The organism is Streptomyces sp. NPDC107498 (assembly GCF_055582805.1).
This window is the reverse complement of sequence record NZ_JBVJPE010000033.1, coordinates 1-17,829: the sequence shown is the minus strand read 5'-3', so window position 1 is coordinate 17,829 and position 17,829 is coordinate 1. Positions and strand designations below refer to the sequence as shown.

21 protein-coding genes are annotated in these 17,829 nt (G+C 71.2%); 18 read left to right on the top strand and 3 right to left on the bottom strand.

Going from position 1 to position 17,829, the window contains the following annotated elements; all coding sequences use genetic code 11:
* Positions 1–26 precede the first annotated feature (26 nt).
* A complete protein-coding gene (locus tag ACZ66Z_RS34200; protein WP_469939670.1) occupies positions 27–893 on the bottom strand; it encodes a conjugal transfer protein in 867 nt (288 codons plus the stop codon).
* Between the two features lie 976 nt (positions 894–1,869).
* Between ACZ66Z_RS34200 and ACZ66Z_RS34195 the strand changes: the two genes are divergently transcribed.
* From ACZ66Z_RS34195 to ACZ66Z_RS34180, 4 genes are read left to right on the top strand one after another with little or no spacing between them, the layout of a single operon-like run.
* Positions 1,870–2,757, top strand: coding sequence for a hypothetical protein (locus ACZ66Z_RS34195; protein WP_469939669.1), 888 nt, complete (start codon positions 1,870–1,872; stop codon positions 2,755–2,757).
* A gap of 20 nt (positions 2,758–2,777) precedes the next feature.
* Positions 2,778–3,335 carry a hypothetical protein gene (locus ACZ66Z_RS34190; protein ID WP_469939667.1) on the top strand — a complete coding sequence of 186 codons (558 nt, stop codon included), beginning with the start codon at positions 2,778–2,780 and terminating at the stop codon, positions 3,333–3,335.
* Positions 3,332–3,502, top strand: a complete 171-nt coding sequence (locus ACZ66Z_RS34185; protein ID WP_469939665.1) for a hypothetical protein — start codon at positions 3,332–3,334, stop codon at positions 3,500–3,502. The genes ACZ66Z_RS34190 and ACZ66Z_RS34185 overlap by 4 nt, the downstream gene beginning before the upstream one ends.
* A complete protein-coding gene (locus tag ACZ66Z_RS34180; RefSeq protein ID WP_469939663.1) occupies positions 3,499–4,689 on the top strand; it encodes a tyrosine-type recombinase/integrase in 1,191 nt (396 codons plus the stop codon). Before ACZ66Z_RS34185 ends, ACZ66Z_RS34180 begins: the two co-directional genes overlap by 4 nt.
* Here ACZ66Z_RS34180 and ACZ66Z_RS34175 read toward each other — a convergent pair.
* Both ACZ66Z_RS34175 and ACZ66Z_RS34170 read right to left on the bottom strand, forming a co-directional pair.
* Entirely contained in the window at positions 4,661–5,200 is a 540-nt protein-coding gene (locus tag ACZ66Z_RS34175; RefSeq protein ID WP_469939661.1) for a GNAT family N-acetyltransferase, read from the bottom strand. The two genes, ACZ66Z_RS34180 and ACZ66Z_RS34175, sit on opposite strands and share 29 nt — an antisense overlap.
* Complete coding sequence (locus ACZ66Z_RS34170) at positions 5,197–6,471, bottom strand: XRE family transcriptional regulator (protein ID WP_469939659.1); 1,275 nt, start codon at positions 6,469–6,471, stop codon at positions 5,197–5,199. Before ACZ66Z_RS34170 ends, ACZ66Z_RS34175 begins: the two co-directional genes overlap by 4 nt.
* 224 nt (positions 6,472–6,695) lie before the next feature.
* Between ACZ66Z_RS34170 and ACZ66Z_RS34165 the strand changes: the two genes are divergently transcribed.
* The 14 genes from ACZ66Z_RS34165 to ACZ66Z_RS34100 all read left to right on the top strand — a co-directional run bounded on the left by ACZ66Z_RS34165 (position 6,696) and on the right by ACZ66Z_RS34100 (position 17,723).
* Positions 6,696–7,628: an ATP-binding protein gene (locus ACZ66Z_RS34165; protein ID WP_469939724.1), complete on the top strand. Its 933-nt coding sequence runs from the start codon at positions 6,696–6,698 to the stop codon at positions 7,626–7,628.
* Positions 7,625–8,167 carry a hypothetical protein gene (locus tag ACZ66Z_RS34160; RefSeq protein WP_469939657.1) on the top strand — a complete coding sequence of 181 codons (543 nt, stop codon included), beginning with the start codon at positions 7,625–7,627 and terminating at the stop codon, positions 8,165–8,167. Before ACZ66Z_RS34165 ends, ACZ66Z_RS34160 begins: the two co-directional genes overlap by 4 nt.
* A gap of 127 nt (positions 8,168–8,294) precedes the next feature.
* Positions 8,295–8,900, top strand: coding sequence for a hypothetical protein (locus ACZ66Z_RS34155; protein ID WP_469939655.1), 606 nt, complete (start codon positions 8,295–8,297; stop codon positions 8,898–8,900).
* A 140-nt stretch (positions 8,901–9,040) separates the two neighbouring features.
* A complete protein-coding gene (locus ACZ66Z_RS34150; RefSeq protein WP_469939653.1) occupies positions 9,041–9,232 on the top strand; it encodes a DUF5999 family protein in 192 nt (63 codons plus the stop codon).
* The gene (locus ACZ66Z_RS34145) at positions 9,229–9,729 is read left to right on the top strand and encodes a hypothetical protein (RefSeq protein WP_469939651.1); all 501 of its coding nucleotides are present in this window, start codon (positions 9,229–9,231) and stop codon (positions 9,727–9,729) included. The genes ACZ66Z_RS34150 and ACZ66Z_RS34145 overlap by 4 nt, the downstream gene beginning before the upstream one ends.
* 127 nt (positions 9,730–9,856) lie before the next feature.
* Positions 9,857–10,618, top strand: a complete 762-nt coding sequence (locus ACZ66Z_RS34140; protein ID WP_469939649.1) for an XRE family transcriptional regulator — start codon at positions 9,857–9,859, stop codon at positions 10,616–10,618.
* A gap of 21 nt (positions 10,619–10,639) precedes the next feature.
* Positions 10,640–11,836: a M20 family metallopeptidase gene (locus tag ACZ66Z_RS34135; protein ID WP_469939647.1), complete on the top strand. Its 1,197-nt coding sequence runs from the start codon at positions 10,640–10,642 to the stop codon at positions 11,834–11,836.
* A 121-nt stretch (positions 11,837–11,957) separates the two neighbouring features.
* Positions 11,958–12,086, top strand: coding sequence for a hypothetical protein (locus ACZ66Z_RS34130; RefSeq protein WP_469939645.1), 129 nt, complete (start codon positions 11,958–11,960; stop codon positions 12,084–12,086).
* 199 nt (positions 12,087–12,285) lie between these two features.
* Entirely contained in the window at positions 12,286–12,417 is a 132-nt protein-coding gene (locus ACZ66Z_RS34125) for a hypothetical protein (RefSeq protein ID WP_469939644.1), read from the top strand.
* An 88-nt stretch (positions 12,418–12,505) separates the two neighbouring features.
* Positions 12,506–14,245 (top strand): asparagine synthase-related protein, encoded by a 1,740-nt coding sequence (locus tag ACZ66Z_RS34120; RefSeq protein ID WP_469939642.1) that lies wholly within the window; start codon positions 12,506–12,508, stop codon positions 14,243–14,245.
* Positions 14,239–14,529, top strand: a complete 291-nt coding sequence (locus tag ACZ66Z_RS34115) for a PqqD family protein (protein ID WP_469939640.1) — start codon at positions 14,239–14,241, stop codon at positions 14,527–14,529. The genes ACZ66Z_RS34120 and ACZ66Z_RS34115 overlap by 7 nt, the downstream gene beginning before the upstream one ends.
* Positions 14,526–14,942, top strand: coding sequence for a lasso peptide biosynthesis B2 protein (locus ACZ66Z_RS34110; protein ID WP_469939638.1), 417 nt, complete (start codon positions 14,526–14,528; stop codon positions 14,940–14,942). The genes ACZ66Z_RS34115 and ACZ66Z_RS34110 overlap by 4 nt, the downstream gene beginning before the upstream one ends.
* A 181-nt stretch (positions 14,943–15,123) precedes the next feature.
* A complete protein-coding gene (locus ACZ66Z_RS34105) occupies positions 15,124–17,013 on the top strand; it encodes an ATP-binding cassette domain-containing protein (RefSeq protein ID WP_469939636.1) in 1,890 nt (629 codons plus the stop codon).
* A 215-nt stretch (positions 17,014–17,228) separates the two neighbouring features.
* A complete protein-coding gene (locus ACZ66Z_RS34100) occupies positions 17,229–17,723 on the top strand; it encodes a hypothetical protein (RefSeq protein WP_469939634.1) in 495 nt (164 codons plus the stop codon).
* Positions 17,724–17,829 lie beyond the last annotated feature (106 nt).

The following is a 17,829-nucleotide window of genomic DNA, read 5'->3' as shown; positions in this document are numbered from 1 at the left end:
AAGAACCAGGGGTGGGTGGTGAGGGGTCAGGGACGGGAAGCGGCCGGGGCCGCGGGGCCGGTGTCGAGGGAGGCGACCTCCCAGCGGCCGTCGCGGGCGGTGAGGGTGAGCGCGTACGCCATCGGCCAGGACCGGCCGGCCGCGTCGGTGGCGGTCACCTCGGCGCGGACGCGGGCGGTCGCACCGTCCTGTCCGGCGCCGGCGGGCCGGCCCTGGGAGAGGACCTGGAGGGTCTCGACGGCTGGGAACCGGGCCTCGGGGCGGGCCAGGGCTGTCCCCGGCGCGAGGTAGCGCTCGACCGCGCCGTCGGCGCCGAGGAACGCGGACAGGAAGCCGCCGATCGTGTCGGCGAGCGCGGTGTCCTCGACCCGGGCGGTGTACGGCGAGGCGGGCTCACGCCCGGCCTGCGGTCCGGCCGCTTCCATCGGCGCCCCGGCCACGTACGCCCGGCCGTCACCGCTGCCGGTCTCGGTGACGGGGACGGTGAAGAACCGAAGCCCCCGCGCCGACTGGCCCTCCGGCACACCGGCGACGGCGTCCGCGAGGCGCGCGGCAACCGTCACCGCCCAGGCCCCGGTCCCCCGCCGCTCGGTCCGGACGGCGGCGACCTGGACGACCGCGACGGACCGGCGGCCCCATCGCGGGGCCGGAACGCCCGGTGCCAGCAGTCGGAGCTGGGCCATCTCCGAGGATGACTCGGTGGCCGTGCCGGACTCCAGCCACAAGCCCAGGACCGTCTCCGCGAACCCCGCGGCCCCACTGTCGCCGATGCGGTCGGCGGTCTGCTGAACGGCGGCGGGACGGGCGGCGGCGGGCGGCTTCACCGGCGCGAGAGCCGGCCGGTCGAGAGCGACCAGGAGGGCGGTGGGGCCGGCGGCGAGTGCCGCCCACACACCGGCCCGTACCAGGAACGCGCGGCATCCGCGCAGAGGGGTGACGCGGGAACAAGCGCCTGCCGGACCGGGGTCACGGCACGGGCGGAGTGGGGCGGACGGAGGCATCCGGGGCTCCTTGAAGAGGTCGGCGAAGCTGATGCCTCACTCTTCGACGGCCCCTTCACCGCCGGGCTGACCACCAGGAGCGCGGGCCGTCACGGGGCCATAACTCCGCATGGTGAGTTCGGTGGTAAGCGGCCTGCGACCTGCGTGGTAAGCCCGGTGGTAAGTACCAGGGCACTGCCGCCGGACGCTCACAACGGCCGGCCAGAGCGTCATCCGGAATACGGCGGGAAGCCCGCCTTCCTGTACGCAAAAGGGCTGCACCCGTGGGTGGGGTGCAGCCCTTCCACTACGGCCGCTGTCTGCGAGACATGTTTCTGTAGTATCGACGGCTGCAGTCCCGCCGCAGGGCATAAAGCGGCCTAAATGGGGGCATGTTGGGGTCAGACTGGACCGAAAGGACCGAAACGGACCCCGAAGCCTGTCATCCGCCTCACCTGCCACAAAAGACGTCTACTGCCCCAGCCGTCCCGAAACGTTCCGCCGCCTGAACTGCAATGAAGCAACCCAGGCGGGATGAAACGCACTTTCAAGACTCGTAGAACCCGAGGCCAACAAGTGGCACTCCCCGCCTGCACTTGCACTGGGGTCTGCCGACAGCCCCGGGCGGGTTGAGTGGAGAGTTTTTCTAGGTGAAAAATCGAATGTAAAAGTTGCACCCGCATCGGGTATCCCTCGACCTCACGAGCTCGGGCGGCGCCCTCCGCCCCGAGTACGACTCTATTTCGTCACCTCCCAGCAGCCGACAACAACTGCAATTGTTGTCGGTAATCTGGGGCCGCCCGATCAAGGTCTCCGACCACAACGACAAGGCGGCGTGCCTGTGAGTAACGAGAGCACCCCCAACCCCCGCCCGAACAGACGACCGGACGTGGAGTTCACGCCGGTAAGCAACGGGCTCGACTACCTGCTCAGCGCCGTCGAGCACCTCGAGGGGACAGCTCCGCCCGATGCGCGCTCCCTCAAGTACGGCGTGCTGCACCTCCAGGCCGCCACCGAGGTACTTCTGAAGGCGCGCCTCGTGAAGGAGCACTGGAGTCTCGTCTTCGCCAACCCCGGTCAGGCAACGCAGCAGGCCTACGCCAACGGCGACTTCATCAGCTGCACGATCGACCAGGCTCTGCAGCGGCTGCAGGGGATCGTCTCACTGCACATTCCGGAGGACGGCCGGACCGCCATCAGCAAGCTCCAGCGGATCCGGAACGGCCTGACGCACTTCGCCCACGTCGAAAATGCCTACGCAGTCGACGCCCAGGCGGCGCAAGTCCTGAGCTTCCTGCTGGACTTCATCCATCTGCACCTCAAGGCCGAGCCCGGCGTCGCGGAGACGATGGGACGTCTGCGGACCAACCTGCACAGGATCCAGCGGCTCGTGGACGAGCGGATGAACGGACTCGCGGCGGCACTGGCCCGGCTGACGAAGCAGACCGTGCAGTGCCCCCAGTGCGACCAGTGGGCGCTGGTGGTCGGTACCCCGACCATCAGCTGCCAGTTCTGCCTCTTTGAGTACGGGGAGCCCGAGTCGGCCTGCGCCGACTACCTGAGTCTGCGAACTGGAAGCCGCGAGCCCGACGCCTTCCGCCGCTTCGATGCCGCCGTCCAGATCGGCTGCCCGGACTGCGGAATGGACACGCTGGTCAAAGCCGCGGTGGCTGAGAACAAGCAGGAGCCGTGTCTGCTCTGCTTCAACTGCGGCGAACTCTGGGAGCGTCAGCACCGCGCGGTCCTCAAGGACGATGAATGGACCCCTTCTCGATGAACACCACTACGCGGTCACCCGTGGCTGACCAGGGCACTTCCGCAGAGCTCACCCGCCCCGCGCACCCCCTCATCACCGAGCAGTCCGCCCTCGCCTGGTACGAGTTCATCCGCGACCGGCTCGAGGACGACCTCCGAGCGGTGTACCCCCTCGCGGACGAGGGCCCCATGGACGAGTACCGGAAGAAGCGGAAGGAGGCGCAGGCCGAGCATCAGGCGTTCCTCGACGCCTGGGCCGGCGGCGACCCGGAGAAGATCGAGAACGAGTGGTGGGGGCTCAAGAACATCGCCGACCAGTGGCGCACCCACCCCGAGTTCCCCGAACCGATCTCCGACGGCACCCTCCCCTGCCCGATCCCGGCGCCGGAGACCGGACACCCCTGCGTGAAGCCGATCCACCCCGGCTGGACCCCGTCCGAGGGCCACGGCGGCGGCCACATGTGGCAGGCCCCGCGGTTCACCGAACTGATGAAGGAGGGCGTGCACTACGACGCCGCCTCCCTCCTGTCCGGAAAGCCCGCAAAGTGGCACCGGCCGGAGGACTGCGCCCGTGGCTGCTGGCAGTGGAGCGAGCGATGACGGCAAGCCGAGATCACGGCAGGCCCGTCCAGTTGTTCGGCCGCGAGTACGAGTGGCGTTGGGAGAACGGCCGCCTGAGCCTCGAACCGGACTTCTGGCAGCTCGGCGAACGCCGGATGGCCGCCCAGGGCATTCGGCCGTGGTTCGACTGGGGCAAGCTGCGATGAGCGTCGACGCCGCAGACGAGATCATCGACGCCGAGCTCGTCGACGAGAGCGAGGCCCTGGCGCTCATCGACGAACCGGGTCTCCGGCCGCTCGTCGACCACAACACCGTGCTGTTCCCGGGCCAGGAGCTACCGACCGCCGCCGACGGCCCGGCGTACACCGAGCGGGATCTGTACGTCAGCGACGAGACCGCCGCGATCCTGCAGGACACCGATCCGGCGGACACCGGCCCGATGCGTGCCTTCAAGGCCTGGTGCGTCCAGGAAGGCCGGGTGCCGGTGCCGTGCACGACGGCGACGTACACCGAGTACAGCCGGCACCTGATGGCCCGCGGCCTCAAGGTCTCGACGATCAAGAACTACATGTCGCAGATCAAGACGGCCATGCCGCCGGGGAAGCAGCCGGATAACAGCCTCTACCTGCGGCTTCTCGAGGTGTACCGGAAGAACAACAAGCGGGCGCTCCGTGTGCGCCGGGCGTTCCCTCTCACCTTGCCGTACCTGATCCCGATGATGGAGAAGGCGGAGGAGGACGGTCGAGCGGTCGGGTGCCGCGACGCTGCGATGTTCGCCTTCGGCTACCGGTTCCTGGGCCGAAGCGTTGAGGACGCCAACCTCGAGATCGAGGACCTGACCTTCACCGCGGGCGGTGTTCTCGTCTGGCTCCTCGAGGACAAGACGCACGACGAGGAGCAGAACCTCGTCCTCAAGGACCGCGCAGACCTCCAGCTCGTCCCCCGGCTCACCCGGTGGCTCGACTACATGGCCGAGCAGGGCATCACGAGCGGCCCCGTGTTCCGGCAGGTGCTCAAGAACGGCAAGGTGGCCACGGCCGAGACCCGGGCGAAGACCGCCACCGTCCGAGGCCTGCACCTTCGGGGGCAGACCGTGAACGACCGGGTGAAGCACTGGTTCGCCGCGGCCGGACTCGTCACCGACGGCCGGCACGTCTCCTCCCAGGGACTGCGCGCCGGCGCTGCTACCGAACTCGCTCAGGCCGGTGCGACCGACGAGGAGCTCGAGCGCGCCGGCCGGTGGCGGCCCGGATCCCGCGTTCCCCGCACGGTGTACGTCCGACCGGCCCAGGCTGAACGCAACGACCCCTTCGAAAGGGTGCCGCTGCACAACCCGGCGAAGGGAGACGTTTCGCTCGAAACACCTACGCCGTCGTCCGGATCATCACGGTGAGGCGAGGTGACGCGGGCGACGGCTGGCTGTGGCCGAGGTCTTCGTACCCCCACGACCGGTACAGGGCGTGGACCTTGCCGTCGCCCGCCGCCGGGTTGACCATCAGCGTCACGTACGGCTCATCACGACTGGCGAGGAAGGCGTCGTGGACGCGTCGCGCCACACCAAGGCCCCGCCAGACGGGCCGGACCCCGATTTCCTTCAATGCGACGGCCGCGCGCGCCGTGTACTTCTCGCTGGGTGCCGGGTCCATCCGCTGCCAGTAACGGTCCCCGTCCTCGATCCGGTTGCCGTAGGCGTAGCCCACCGGGTGCCCGCCCTCGTAGGCGAGAACCGCCTGGAAGCCGTCTTCGGCCCCGTGCCTGTCCAGCCGCTCGCCGAAGCTGCTCACCGCGTAGTTCGCGAGGTGGAGCAGGGGCGCGCGGACCTCGGCGTACACGTCGAGCAGATCGCCACGGACGGCGTCCAGATCGGTGAAGGAGCGGAGTTCGATGGCGGGTGCCGAAGTCATGCGGGGGCCCTCCAGGCGGCTGTGTGCTCGGTCCAGGTGCGCGCGTTGACGCTGCCTGGTGCCGTAGCGCGCAGGGCAGCGCCGAACTCTTGCAGCATCCTCGATACCCGGGGGTGTTGGGTAGCCGCTTCTGATGTCACTTTCATGGCGGTGTGAGTGGCGGTGTCGACGTCGCCTTGTGCGAGCTGTGCCTGCGCGAGGCGGCTGGTGGCGATGGCGCGTGAGCGTTGCATGTGCGGTCGGAGCGAGGCCAGGCACCGGTGCGCGTGGTACTCGGCGGTTGGCCAGTCGCCGGCGGCCAGGTGCGCGCTGAGGGCGAGGGAGTGAAGCTCTGACTCGTCCCAGAAGGCCAGGAGCCAGACCGGGCGGCAGGCGTTCGGGTCGGCGCGGTGCATAGCCTCCTGCGCCTGGTCGAAGGTGCGGGGGAGGCTTCGCAGCTCGTGCGAGACGCCCTGAATGGCCATCTGGCGGGCCAATCCCAGGGAGGCGAACATCGGGTCGCGGCGGGTGATGTGCAGGTTCCGGGCGACGTCGTTGGCGGCGCGGGCGTCTGCGGGACGCCCCATGTGCCGGTAGAGGGTGCCGGCGTGGGACCAGATGCGGAACTTGATCGCTTGGTCGCCGGAGAGTTCCGCGAGGGTCTGTGCCTCCCGCATGTGGGCGACGGCGTCCTTGAAGCGGCGTCCGTCAATGGCCGCCCACATCGCCGACGAGCGGAAGCTGGCCGCGGTGGCGTAGAGACTGCTGCGGACGCGCTGGGTGGCACTCCCGGAGTTCTGGAGGTTCAAGGCCGTGTCGGCGAGGTCCGCGGCCTGCTGCTCGATGTCGCGCTGGCCGCCGCGCTTGTGGTCGCTGGCGATCACAGCAGCGAACTTTTCCTGCAGGCGGCCGACGTCGCTCATGCCGATCTTGCGGGTCGAGGCGGCTCCTGGAGCGGCAGCAGCGACGGCAACCGAAATGGCTCCCGTGACGAGGGTGCGGCGGTACATGGGGTCCTCCTGCGGTGCGGCTGCCGACGAGGTGCGGCTCCGTGGCACGAACCCTAAGTCGATCGCGGACTTCCCGGAGAGGTCGGCCAGGACTTGGCGGGTGGCTGCATTGGGCCAGCGGACCCGGCCCGCGCGCCACTCGCGGACGTGGCGACCGTCGTAGGTTCCAGGTTTCCCGGTGAGCACTTCCAGGCCTGAATTCACCGCTTTGGCCAGGCTGTTGGCGCTGTACTGGTGCTCTCGCATCCACGCTTCGAGCGCCTCGTTGCGCGTTGCTTCCATGAACGCAAGGTAGCCCGTTGAGTACTCAATGCAAGGTAAAGGGATGACCAAAATCCCCTAGGGGGCTCACTGAGATTCGGAGCCAGATCCCCTAACCACCGCTCCAGAAGAGGGAGTTATCTGGGTCACGCGGCGCCGGAGTGACGGCATCCGCATGGAGGAAAGTCCGGTCCTGCCCCCCGTCGGGACCGGGCACCCCACTCCGGAGGGAAGACCCCGTGAGCATGACGACACACCCCGTGGACCAGGAGCGCGCCCTTCGACGCATCCCTGGTGCCGCAGCAGACCCGGGATGGTGCGAGAGCGCACCGCCGGCCATCGACCTCTCCATCGAGCGGCATCCGGATCCCGTCTCCGGCGGGATGTCCCGGGAGGACGCCGCCGTACCGCAGCGCCTGCGCCGCATCCTCCGCGCCAGCCTCAACCACTGGGGCCGCCCCGATCTGGCGGACACCGCGGGCCTGCTGCTCACCGAGCTGGTGACCAACGCCATCCTGTACGCGTCGGCCCCGACCGTGGACGTCCGCGTCGACCGCCAGGGCGATGTCCTCGTGATCGAGGTGAACGACCACACCCCCGACGGTCCGCTGCCGCGCCCCGCCGGCCCGTACGCCGAACACGGCCGCGGGCTCGTTCTCGTCGACGCCCTGGCCGACTCGTGGGGCGTCAGGGAGGACCGCACGACGGTCTGGTGCACCCTCCCCCTGACCGAAGAGACCCCCGAAACAACACCGGGCGCCCCCGCCTCGCAGGTCTTACGCGAGATGGTGATCCCGCTCTCGCCCAACGCCAGCGCGGCCGCGGCCGCCCGGGTCAGGGCGCGAGCGCTGCTCACGATCATGGCGTGGCCTGGACCTCACCACGTCGCCGTGGACGTGCTGTACGTCCTGGTCCGGAACGCCGTCGAGCACGGGCTCACCGAGGAGAGCGCCGGCCGGAGGCTGGAGGCGTGGCTCCGGATCAACGAGCACCGCGAACTCCTGATCGACGTCCAGGACCATGTCCCCGACTTCCCTCGCTTCGCCCAGGCCGTCCGGGGCGAGCTGGGGCGCGGCCTGTGGGGCGCCCAGCGCCTCGGGGCCGCCCTCTCCTGGTTCCCCGACGACGACGGCAAGACCGTGCGCGCCACGCTGCAGCCCGGCCCGGTGGACCTGTGACCGCCCCGGCCGTAGAGCGGCTGACGGTCTCCAGCGCCGCCGAGCTGATGGACGCCGTGATCGAGCGGTCCGGGCCCCGGCGGGAGCCGGTCCCCGACATGGGTGACCTCGCCTCGGTGATCCGCACCCTCAAGGGCGTCGAGGGGAACCGTCCCACCCGCGAGCGCCTCGGTTCTCTCTTCGACGTCGTCATCACCGGAGCCGCCCAGGCACGCGCGGCGGTCACCGCGCTGGACATGATCCAGGGCGGATGTGCCGGGGTGATCGCGGACCCCGAGGCCGGCTGGTTCTACTGGCTGGTCCCGCCCGGCACCGCCGACCGGTGGGAGCCGCATTCGTACGCCGTGTGCCTGGGCGCGCCCCACCGGATCACCTTGCCGCCGCTCAACCGGACCGAGCCGCCCGGCCCGTACTGGTACCGGCCCTGGGCGAGGGACCGCCTCATCCCGCCCGGCCCACTCTGGGCCCTCCTGGCGCGACACCGGCCCGAACCGACCCCGCACAAACCCCTCGCGGCGCAGCTCGGTACCGCCCTCTGAGACTCCGTGCCCGCTCGCACCGTCCCTGCGACGGGCACGGCCCTACCCCCCGTTGCCGGAATGGTTCCGATTCCGGCAACGGGGTTCTACACCGCCTTCCCACCGTCAACCCGCAGGGGAACAACCAATGCAACCGGCAGTGCCGTACGTGGTCCCGTGGACGGGAGAGACCGTCCGGGCCGCGAAGACCGTGGTCAGCTCGCGCGGCGTCGCCTACGCCGACCCGGTCCTGGATGCCCTTCGCCGCGACCGGGACGGCATCCTGTGGGCGTTGACCTCCGGGTCCCGTAGGGGCAGTCCCGCGTACGCCAGGGAGCTGCATCCGCTTCGTCAGCAGGAGGCGATGCGGGGCCTGCTGTGCGCGCACTGCACCAAGCCGGCCGCGCGCGACGAGCGCGGGATGCTGTGGGTGCTGCCGCTCCTCGACGATGCCGAGGACACGGTCTGGGAAGGCGTGCGCACCGTGATCCCGCCCATGTGCGAGGACTGCAAGACGAAGGCCACGCAGTCGTGTCCACGGCTGCGCGACGGTCACGTCGAGCTCCGCGTTCAGGAGGCCGAGAAGGCCGGTGTCCGGGGCACGCTCTACCCCCGTCCCGGCGAGCCGGGAGAACCTGATCCTGACGCCCTGGTCCTCTACGACTCGCCGGATGAGCCGTTCGTCATCGCCCGCCAGGTCGTCCGCGAACTGCGCCACGTCACCGTGGTCGCCTTCGCCGCGACGGCCTCCTAGATCTCTGTCCGGCGGCCCGGATGACGTTCGACCGGGCCGCCGGACAGTTCAAGCTCCCGGCGCGGGAGCCTGATCGACCCGTACCTCCCCACGGCCCAGAAGATCCCGCGCCGGGCCACACGACTGCCGAAGGACGTTCCATGTGCCACCACCGCCCGCCGTGCCCGACGGCCGACTCCCCGGACCGGGGCGCGGCCCGCACTCAGGTCCTGTTCCCCGAGCAGGGGTGGGGCCGGCTGTGCAACGGCGTCACGATCTTCGACGACACCGGGGAGCTGCTGCCCGACGGCAAGACCGTTCGTCCGCACCGCCCCACGGAGACCGCAGCATGAGCACGACGTACGACGAGATGCCCGACACGCAACGCGAATTCCTGCAGCGCCGGGCCGCGCTGCTCCATCAGATCCGCCAGTATCTGGCCAAGTACGAGTTCGGCGCGGACTTACCGACGACCGTCTCCATGGCGATGGACCTGGACCTCAACGCCTCGGAAATCGGCCCCGTGTTGATGCACCTCGACACCTGCGGCGAGATCGTCTACCGCGGAGGGGCGCGGGCCGGCCGCTCCTACCGCCTGCGCCGCGATGAACAGCATCCCGACGACGTCGCCCTCGACCGCGACGTACGCGCAAAGATCGCGAGCGGGCATTACCGGCAGGGCGCCCCGCTGCCGACAGGAATACTCGCCGATCGGTACGGCCTGCTGACCCCGCAGCTTCTGCGCGCGTGCCGGCGGCTGATCGCGGACCGGCTCATCGCCCACGACGAGAACGGCCCCTACGGGCCCGGCCTGTACGTGGTGCGCCGGGAGCGCCCCTTGACCGTCTGAGCAAGACTTCGGGGAGGGGAGAACGCATCCGGTGGCGCGCTCCCGCCCCCGCTCTGTACCACCTGGCACAACCGCACGGCGATCTGAGATCTCTGAGAGCACGGCCGAGTCGGGAGGAGACGTTTCGATGGAAACGTTTGGAGAGTCGGAACTCAAGCGCGCACGGCTGGAGAAGAACCTCACGCTGGAGGAGGCAGTCGCGGAGCTGAACGCGATCACGGGCGGGACGAGCGACACCAGCCAGCTCAGCGCGTGGGAGTCGGGACGGCGGCGTACGGGGCTGCGGAACCGGCGCGGTCTGGTCGAGCTGTACGGCAAGCCGAGCGAGGTGCTGTTCGCTCACCAGGACGGGCAGAACGGTGTCGCGCAGGCTCTGCACCAGGCGCAGGGCACGCTCGTGACACGGTGGGCCGACCTGGTGGAGGCGATGACCTCAGTGGTGGCCGGCGCCAGGCAGCACCTGGTGGTGACGGGGAGCCGGAGCCGCGAGAAGACGTACCTGGACGCGATCGAGACGGCCGTCGCGCAGAACCCGGACCTGGTGCACACGCGCGTGCTGTACGGGCCCCCTCGGCACCCGGAGCTGGCCGAGCACCTGGTGCGGCTCATGGAGCTGAGGGACCCGGCCGAGCGCCGCAACGGGGTCCGGACACTGAACATCGGACTTGTCGACCCCGGGGAGACGCTGGAGCGCTTCTTCGTGGCCTCGGAGAGCCAGGCCGTGGTGCCGCTGCCGTCCCTGCACAGCGCGGACGGCTTCGACTGCGGCATCGTCCTCGGCGGTGAGGCCGCGGCCGGTCTCGTCCACCACGGGCGAGAAGCGTGCGCGGCGGCGCGGCTGCTGGGCACGATACGGGACGTGCGGGATCTGCCCGTGCGCCACAGATAGGGAAGTTGGGGTGGGAAGGGCATGACCAGTAGCCCTCAGGCGGCCGGGCAGGACGAGACGATGCGGTCGGTGGTGAGGCTCGCGCAAGAGCTGGTCCGCCGGCCGAGCCGTGGCGGGATCGACGACTACGGCCCCGTCCTCGGCGTCCTGGAGGAGTGGCTGACCGCCCGCGCGGTACCGCACCGGCGCCTGCACGACAGCGCGGGCGCGCTGGTCGGCCTCCTGGTCGAGGTCGCCGGCGACCGGCCGGGCCCCTGGTGGACGCTGGACGCGTGCGTGGACACCGCCCCGTACGGCGACACCACCCGCTGGTCGTTCCACCCCACCTGCGGGCAGGAGAGGGACGGGTGGCTGCTGGGGCGCGGCGCGGCGGACTCGAAGCTCGCCGCCGCGATGTACTGCCACCTCGCCGCCGACCTCACCGCCCGCGGGAACGACTTCGCGGGCGGTCTCGCCGTGCTCCTGGACGTCGACGAGCACACCGGCAACTTCGGCGGCGCCCGCGCCTACCTCGCCGACCCCCACGCAGCCCGCCCGGCCGGGGTGATCATCGGGTATCCCGGCATGGACGAGGTCGTCGTCGGCGGCCGCGGCCTGTGGCGCGCCACGATCGCCGTGCACGCGCCGTCCGGGCACTCCGGCTCCAGCCGCACCGTCACCGGCGCCATCACCCGCGCCGCGCGCCTGGTGGGCCTGCTCGACGCCGCCGAGCTGCCGGGCCCTGACGGCACCTCCGGGTTCCCGCTCGGACCGAAGCTCACCGTCACCGCCTTCCACGGCGGCGAGGGCTTCTCCGTGACCCCCGACCGGGTCGACATCAACGTCGACGTCCGCACCACCCCCTCCTTCGACGCGCACGACGCCGAGACCCTGGTCCGCAAGGCCGTCGCCGAGCTCGACGCCGAGCTGCCCACCCCCGTTCCGACGGAGGTGACCGAGGTCGCGTCCTGGCCCGCGTTCCGGCTGGAGGAGAACGAGCAGCCGGCCGCCGCGCTGCTGTCCGCCGCCCGAGCGGCCGGGCTCGACGTGCGGGCGAAGACCGCGGGCCCGTCGAACATCGGCAACCTCCTCGCCGGGTACGGCATCCCCGCCACGGCCGGGTTCGGCGTCCCCTACGAAGGCCTGCACGGCATCGACGAGCGCGCCTCCCTGGCCGAGCTCCCCGACGTCTACGCCATCCACCAGCGGGCCGTGGAGACGCTGCTGGACCTGCGCTGACCACTGCCTACCTTTCCCCCAGGAAGTCACCAGTTCTTGCTCTACAGCGGGCAGCCCGTACCCGGTCTGATGGACGTGCACCGTTCACGGGGACACTCCCCTGACACCGAGGAGGCCGGCCATGGCCGAGCAGACCACCACCCCCGCCGTCGACTTCGCGGCCGAGATCAACACCCACGAGGTCGCCGAGCTCACCCTCGGCACCTACACGGGCCGCATCCCCGACAAGGACAACTACTTCGAGGGCTGACCGGCCTGATCCCGTACCGCTCCGGGGGCTGTCGCACTGCGGCAGCCCCCGGAGCCATGTCCGAGGCCGACCGGTCCCGCCAGCTCCCTACTTTTCTCCCAAGAAGTCACCAACTCCCGCTCTAAGAAGGCGAGTTCCAATCCGGTGTCATAGATGTGCACCACCCAAGAAGGCACCACCGACACCAAGGAGGCCGGCCATGGCCGAGCAGACCGTCACCACCCCCGCCGTCGACTTCGCGGCCGAGATCAACACCCACGACGTCGCCGAGCTCACCCTCGGGCGTCAGGTCTTCAACGACTCCGACAAGGACAACTACTTCGAGGGCTGAGCCGCCCCGGCGTCACGCGAACCCGGGGGTCGTCGCACTGCGGCGGCCCCCGGGCCCATTTCCGGAAACGAGCAGGAGGCAGAGAGGCATGGGAGAGCAGTGGCTCGCCGGCGGACCGGCGACCGGGGGCAGCGGGATCGGCGTCGTCGGCCTCGACGACGTCCGCACCGGCCCCGGAAGCCGCGCGTGCAGCGCGACCGAGGGCAGCGCCACCGTGGCGGTCGTCGGCGACTGCCCGGTGGGCGAGAAGGAGCTGCACGGCGCGCTCGCGGCCGTACGGGCGGGGCGGTGGGAGGACCTGACGGGCTGGCCGGGCTCGTACTGGGTGATCGCCGGGAACGAGCGGGAGCGGTTCGTCTGCGGGGACCTGGCCGGGCTCCGGCCGGTCTACTACACCGCCGACGGGACATGGGCGACCGACCTTCGCCGCCTGGGGAAGCCGCTCGTGGCCGACCTGGCGCTGGCGGCCGCGCGGATCATCGCCGGAAGCGACCACTGGCCCGGCCGCAGCCCGTACGAGGGGATCAGCGTGGTGCCGGGCGGCTACGGCCTGCTGCTCCGTACCGGGCAGGCACCGCAGCTCGTCGACATCACCGCGACCGCACCGGTCGAGGACCTGCAGTCCGGAGCCGCACGGTTCGGATCCGCTCTCACCGAGGCCGTTCAGTACCGGGTTAACGCCGCCGGTGCGACGGTGGGCGCGGACCTGTCGGGTGGTCTCGACTCCTCGACGGCCGTCGTCCTTGCCTCCCGGGTCGGCCGGGTGCACGCGGTCACCTACACCGACGGCTACACCAGCGCCGAGGACGCCTCCTTCGCCGCTCGTATCGCCGAGGACACCGACATCGAGCACACCATCGCGCACGGCACCGCCGAGGACCTGCCCTTCTCCTTCCCCGCCGGACAGCCGACCGGCCTGGAGCCGGCCATGGGCGCCGCCCTGTTCGAGATGGACCGCGCCTACCTCTCCCCGGTGGCCGGCCTGCCGCTCCACCTGACCGGACACGGCGGCGACGTCGTCCTGGACGCGACGTCCTCAGTGTGGGTCCGGCTGCTGCAAGAGGGCGAGCGCCGCGCCGCGCACCGCCAGGTCGTCGCCTACGCCCGGCTGCGGAACATGGCGCCCGGCCCGTTCTGGAAGGGCCTGCGGGAGACCGCCGCACTCGGCCGTGCCGGAGTGCTGGAGAAGGCCGTGGAGCAGCTGGAGAAGAACCGGCCGCAGCCCGCGCAGGGCACGGTGGGCTGGTCCTGGTGCCGCCTGGGCGCGGCCGCCTCGTGGCTGACCCCCGACGGGCGTGCCCAGGTGGCCGCGCTGCTGCGGCAGGCCGCCGCCGACACCTCCCAGCCGGAGCGGGCCGACGAGTTCGACCAGTGGACCGCGCTGCGGTTCACCGGCGCGGCCGCGCGCGCCTGGGACCCCTACGCCGACGCCCTCGGGGTCCGGCCCGTCTACCCGTACCTCGACAACACCGTGGTCCGCGCCGCGTTCGCCGTGCCCCCGACGGCCCGGCGCGGCCTCTACACCTTCAAGCCGCTGCTCTCGGCGGCCCTGCCCGATCTGCCCGCCTGGCTGCTGGGGCGCCGCTCGAAGGGGTCCTTCACCGCCCAGCGGGTCATGGCCTTCCAGCGGCACCGCGCACGGCTGGGCGACCTCCTCACCGTCAGCCCCCTCGTCACGGCCGGCCTGTTCGACCACGCGGCCGTGACCGGCACGCTCGACCACCTCGCGCAGGGCCGGACCCCGATCGGATCCGCGGACATGCACCAGATGCTGACGGCCTCCTGGTGGCTCACCGGCACCCACTCTCCCGCGGAGGCATCATGCTGACCCCGGCCCGCCACATCCACCACGCCGCCGACGAGCACGGGATCGTGCTCCTCGACGTCCACACCGCGAAGTGGTCGATGCTCAGCCCGGACGTCTCCCGGATCTGGCAGGCGATCGTCACCAACGGCACCACCGACGGCCTCGCCGACGAGCTCGCGATCCCCACCGGCCGCGACCCCTACGCCGTGCGCCAGGGCATCGACAACCTCGTCACCCGGTGGAAGCAGGAGGGGCTCCTCATCGACCCCACCCGCACCCCGCGCCGCAGGTGGTGGACGCGATGACGCAGATGGTGCCCTCCCCGCTGAACACTCCCACCCTGCCCGAGCGGGCCGTCGCCGCCGTGGGACTCGCACTCTCCCTCACCCTCAGCCGCCTGCCGCTGAGGCACCGCATCGCCGCCGTCCGCGCCCTGCGCCGCCTCCCGGCCGCCTCCCGCGCGCAGGTCGCCCGCCTCGACACGGCCGTACGCCACATCACCCCCACGTGGTGGCCGGGCCGGATCGCGTGCCTGGAGATCAGCCTCGCCACCGTCCTCGCGACCGCCCTCACCGGCCGCCGCGCCTCCTGGGCCCTGGGAGCCCGCCGGCTGCCCGACGCCGCACACGCCTGGGTCGACACCGTCGAGGGGCCCGTCGGCCACGACGTCGGCGACGGCGCGGACCGCCCCTACACCCGCGTCCTGTCCGTCCCGTAGGGCGCGCACAAACCGCCGTGGTCCGGGGAGACATGCCTCCGTCTCCCCGGACCACGGCTTTCTCGAACGGGTGAACTTTGGAACGCGAAGTTGACGCGCTGATTGTCTGACCGGCCCCGATGCGCACATGCCCCTGACAATGGCGTTGCCCCGCAGCACCACCGCGCGCGTTCCTAGGCCCGTGAGTTCTACTGCCACCATCACGCCGGCCGCCGTCGGCCAGCCCCCCGTCATGCGCATGGCCTCCGACCGGTACCAGGACGCCAACGCGACCATGTCGACCTGGGCCATCGCCCGCCGCCTGCCGAAGACCCTGCGCGAAGCCATCCGGCTGGGCTGGGCCACCGACCATCGCGCCGTCCTGACCCTGGCCGCCTGCCAGACCGCGGCCGCCCTGCTCACCGCGGCCGCGCTCGCCGCGACCACCCGCGTTCTGGCCGGCCTGTTCACCGGTACCGACCTCCTCTCCGGGCTCCAGGACTGCGCCGGAGCCCTGGCCGTGCTCTGCGTCGCACTCTGCGGCCGCTACGTCTTCGACGCCGCCACCAGGGCCGCCGCCGCCCGCCTGGCCCCGCAGGTCGTCCGGGAAGCAGACCTGCGCGTCATCGCCGCCTCCACCGCGGCCGAACTCGCCGCGTACGAGGACCCCGACTTCGAAAACGCCCGCCAGGCCGCCGCCGACGGCGCCGACAAGACCCGCGACCTGATCCTCGACGCCCAGCTCCTCACCTCCGCCGCCGCCCAGATCGTCGCCGCCGCCGCCGTCGTCGCCGTCCTGCACCCCGCCGTCCTCGGCCTGCTCCTGCTCGCCGCCGCACCCTGTGCCTGGGGCGCCGTGCGCGCCGCGCGGATCGAGCACGACGCGCACCACCGCAACCTCGGCGACTCCCGCCTGCGCAACGTCTTCCGCTCCTACACCACCGAGCACACCACCGCCGACGAGGTCCGCGCCGGCACCATGGCCGACTTCCTCACCAGCCAGTACCAGATCATCTCCAGCCGCCTGGAAGCCGAACAGCTCACCGCCACCCGCAAGGCCCTCACCGTCCGTGGCATCGGCGACGCCCTCACGGCTCTCGCTACCGCCGCCGCGTGGGCCGCGCTCATCCTGCTCGTCTCCACCGGCCGCATCGAACTCGCCGCCGCCGGCGCCGCCGCCCTGGCCCTGCGCACCGCCTCCGCCGCGCTCGGCACCACCGTGCGCGCCGGGGCCGGACTCTTCCGCACCTCGCTCGCCGTCGGCGACTGGCACCGCTTCCTCGCCGTCGCCGGACCCTGGACGGCCCGCCGCGGCACCGCCCGCATCCCGGAGACCGGGCCCGAGGTGATCAGCGTCAACGACGCCGCCTTCACCTACCCCGGCACCGACCGGCCCGCGCTCACCGGCATCAGCCTCGACCTCAAGCGCGGCGAAGTCGTCGCCCTCGTCGGCGAGAACGGCTCCGGCAAGACCACCCTGGCCAAGCTGCTGACCGGCCTGTACCTGCCCACCAGCGGCACCGTCCACTGGGACGGCATCAACCTGGCCGACGCCGACCCGGCCACCGTGCACTGCCACATCGGTCTGGTCCCACAGGACTACACCCGGTGGCCCCTCGACGCCCGCGCCAACATCCACCTCGGCCAGCCCCGGCCCGAAGGCGACCCCGCCATCCACGCCGCAGCCGAAGCATCCGGCGCCGACGCCGTCATCGCCCAGCTCCCCGACGGCCTCGACACCTCCCTCGCACGCTCCTGGTGGGGCGGACACGACCTCTCCGGCGGCCAGTGGCAACGCATCGCCATCGCCCGCGCCTTCCACCGCGATGCACCCGTGCTCGTCATGGACGAACCCACCGCCGCCCTTGACGCGCGTGCTGAGCACCGCATCTTCACGCGCCTCAAGAACCTCGCCGCCGGCCGGGCGACTCTCTTCATCACCCACCGTCTCGCCAATGCCCGCCTCGCCGACCGCATCGTCGTCCTCGAAGGCGGCCGCATCATCGAGAGCGGCACGTACAAGGAGCTCGTGGGGCGCGGCACCGCCTCGGAGTTCTACAAGCTGCTCCAGCTCCAGGAGAACGGAGACTGACCCGGGCATGCCCCAGGGAGCCCCGTGGGCTCGCACTCCTCCGTTGAGGTGTCACAAAAATTGGCCGTTGACGTTCGGGAAGTGAAGGCGGTTGCGCTTTGTGTCAACCCCATCAGTGACCCGGAGGAACGGTGACGACCGCGACAGCGCCCCTTTCGCCCCAGACAGGCCCCTCACACCTGCAGGAGAGCCTCTTCGCCTGGCTCAAACCCGAGGTGACGCCCACGCCCGCCAAGACCCCACGCCGGGCGCCCACAGCGGCGCCCGCGAAGCCGGCCAGGGCGCAGACGCTGCCGCTCTGGGAGCCCACCGCGAAAGCTGCTCCGGCCCCGAAGGCTCCTCCGGCGCCGCCCGCCGCGAAGAAGAAGCGGGACGTCGCCCACGTGTGGGTCGTGGCGGCCGAGATCATGGTCACGCCGAGAGTCGCGAGCATCGCCGACTTCCGCGGCAGCTTCAAAACGGAGGAGGCCCAGCGCGTCGAGGCGCTCGAGGTGTACTGCCGGGGCTGCCGCCGCCCGTACGACGAGGTCAAGGGCAACCCGTGCGCCGCGAAGGTGGACAACACGCACCTGATCGGAGGAGACCAGACCACCCGGGCAAAGCGGAAGGTCCCCGTGCCACCGCCGAACGCCCGGGTCATCCCCGGCGGCACGATCAACCGGCGCGGCCTCGGCGCCTACGTGACGGGGGTGTCCCGCCCGAAGAACTGAGCACGCGACACTACTGAGGTTGAACTCGTGATGTCGCTGGGTTCAGGCGGGTCTGATGATCAGGCCAGTCTCGGCGAGGCAGCCGTCTATGAGGTCGCTGCGGTAC

What these genes read in the sequence shown, in the direction of transcription:
- ACZ66Z_RS34125 (WP_469939644.1), top strand. Translation starts at nt 12,286, where the DNA reads ATGGCCGAGCAGACCGTCACCACCCCCGCCGTCGACTTCGCGGCCGAG.
- ACZ66Z_RS34110 (WP_469939638.1), top strand. Translation starts at nt 14,526, where the DNA reads ATGACGCAGATGGTGCCCTCCCCGCTGAACACTCCCACCCTGCCCGAG.
- ACZ66Z_RS34185 (WP_469939665.1), top strand. Translation starts at nt 3,332, where the DNA reads ATGACGGCAAGCCGAGATCACGGCAGGCCCGTCCAGTTGTTCGGCCGC.
- ACZ66Z_RS34155 (WP_469939655.1), top strand. Translation starts at nt 8,295, where the DNA reads ATGCAACCGGCAGTGCCGTACGTGGTCCCGTGGACGGGAGAGACCGTC.
- ACZ66Z_RS34175 (WP_469939661.1), bottom strand. Translation starts at nt 5,200, where the DNA reads ATGACTTCGGCACCCGCCATCGAACTCCGCTCCTTCACCGATCTGGAC.
- ACZ66Z_RS34180 (WP_469939663.1), top strand. Translation starts at nt 3,499, where the DNA reads ATGAGCGTCGACGCCGCAGACGAGATCATCGACGCCGAGCTCGTCGAC.
- ACZ66Z_RS34170 (WP_469939659.1), bottom strand. Translation starts at nt 6,471, where the DNA reads ATGGAAGCAACGCGCAACGAGGCGCTCGAAGCGTGGATGCGAGAGCAC.
- ACZ66Z_RS34120 (WP_469939642.1), top strand. Translation starts at nt 12,506, where the DNA reads ATGGGAGAGCAGTGGCTCGCCGGCGGACCGGCGACCGGGGGCAGCGGG.
- ACZ66Z_RS34145 (WP_469939651.1), top strand. Translation starts at nt 9,229, where the DNA reads ATGAGCACGACGTACGACGAGATGCCCGACACGCAACGCGAATTCCTG.
- ACZ66Z_RS34150 (WP_469939653.1), top strand. Translation starts at nt 9,041, where the DNA reads ATGTGCCACCACCGCCCGCCGTGCCCGACGGCCGACTCCCCGGACCGG.
- ACZ66Z_RS34115 (WP_469939640.1), top strand. Translation starts at nt 14,239, where the DNA reads ATGCTGACCCCGGCCCGCCACATCCACCACGCCGCCGACGAGCACGGG.
- ACZ66Z_RS34165 (WP_469939724.1), top strand. Translation starts at nt 6,696, where the DNA reads ATGACGACACACCCCGTGGACCAGGAGCGCGCCCTTCGACGCATCCCT.
- ACZ66Z_RS34140 (WP_469939649.1), top strand. Translation starts at nt 9,857, where the DNA reads ATGGAAACGTTTGGAGAGTCGGAACTCAAGCGCGCACGGCTGGAGAAG.
- ACZ66Z_RS34130 (WP_469939645.1), top strand. Translation starts at nt 11,958, where the DNA reads ATGGCCGAGCAGACCACCACCCCCGCCGTCGACTTCGCGGCCGAGATC.
- ACZ66Z_RS34135 (WP_469939647.1), top strand. Translation starts at nt 10,640, where the DNA reads ATGACCAGTAGCCCTCAGGCGGCCGGGCAGGACGAGACGATGCGGTCG.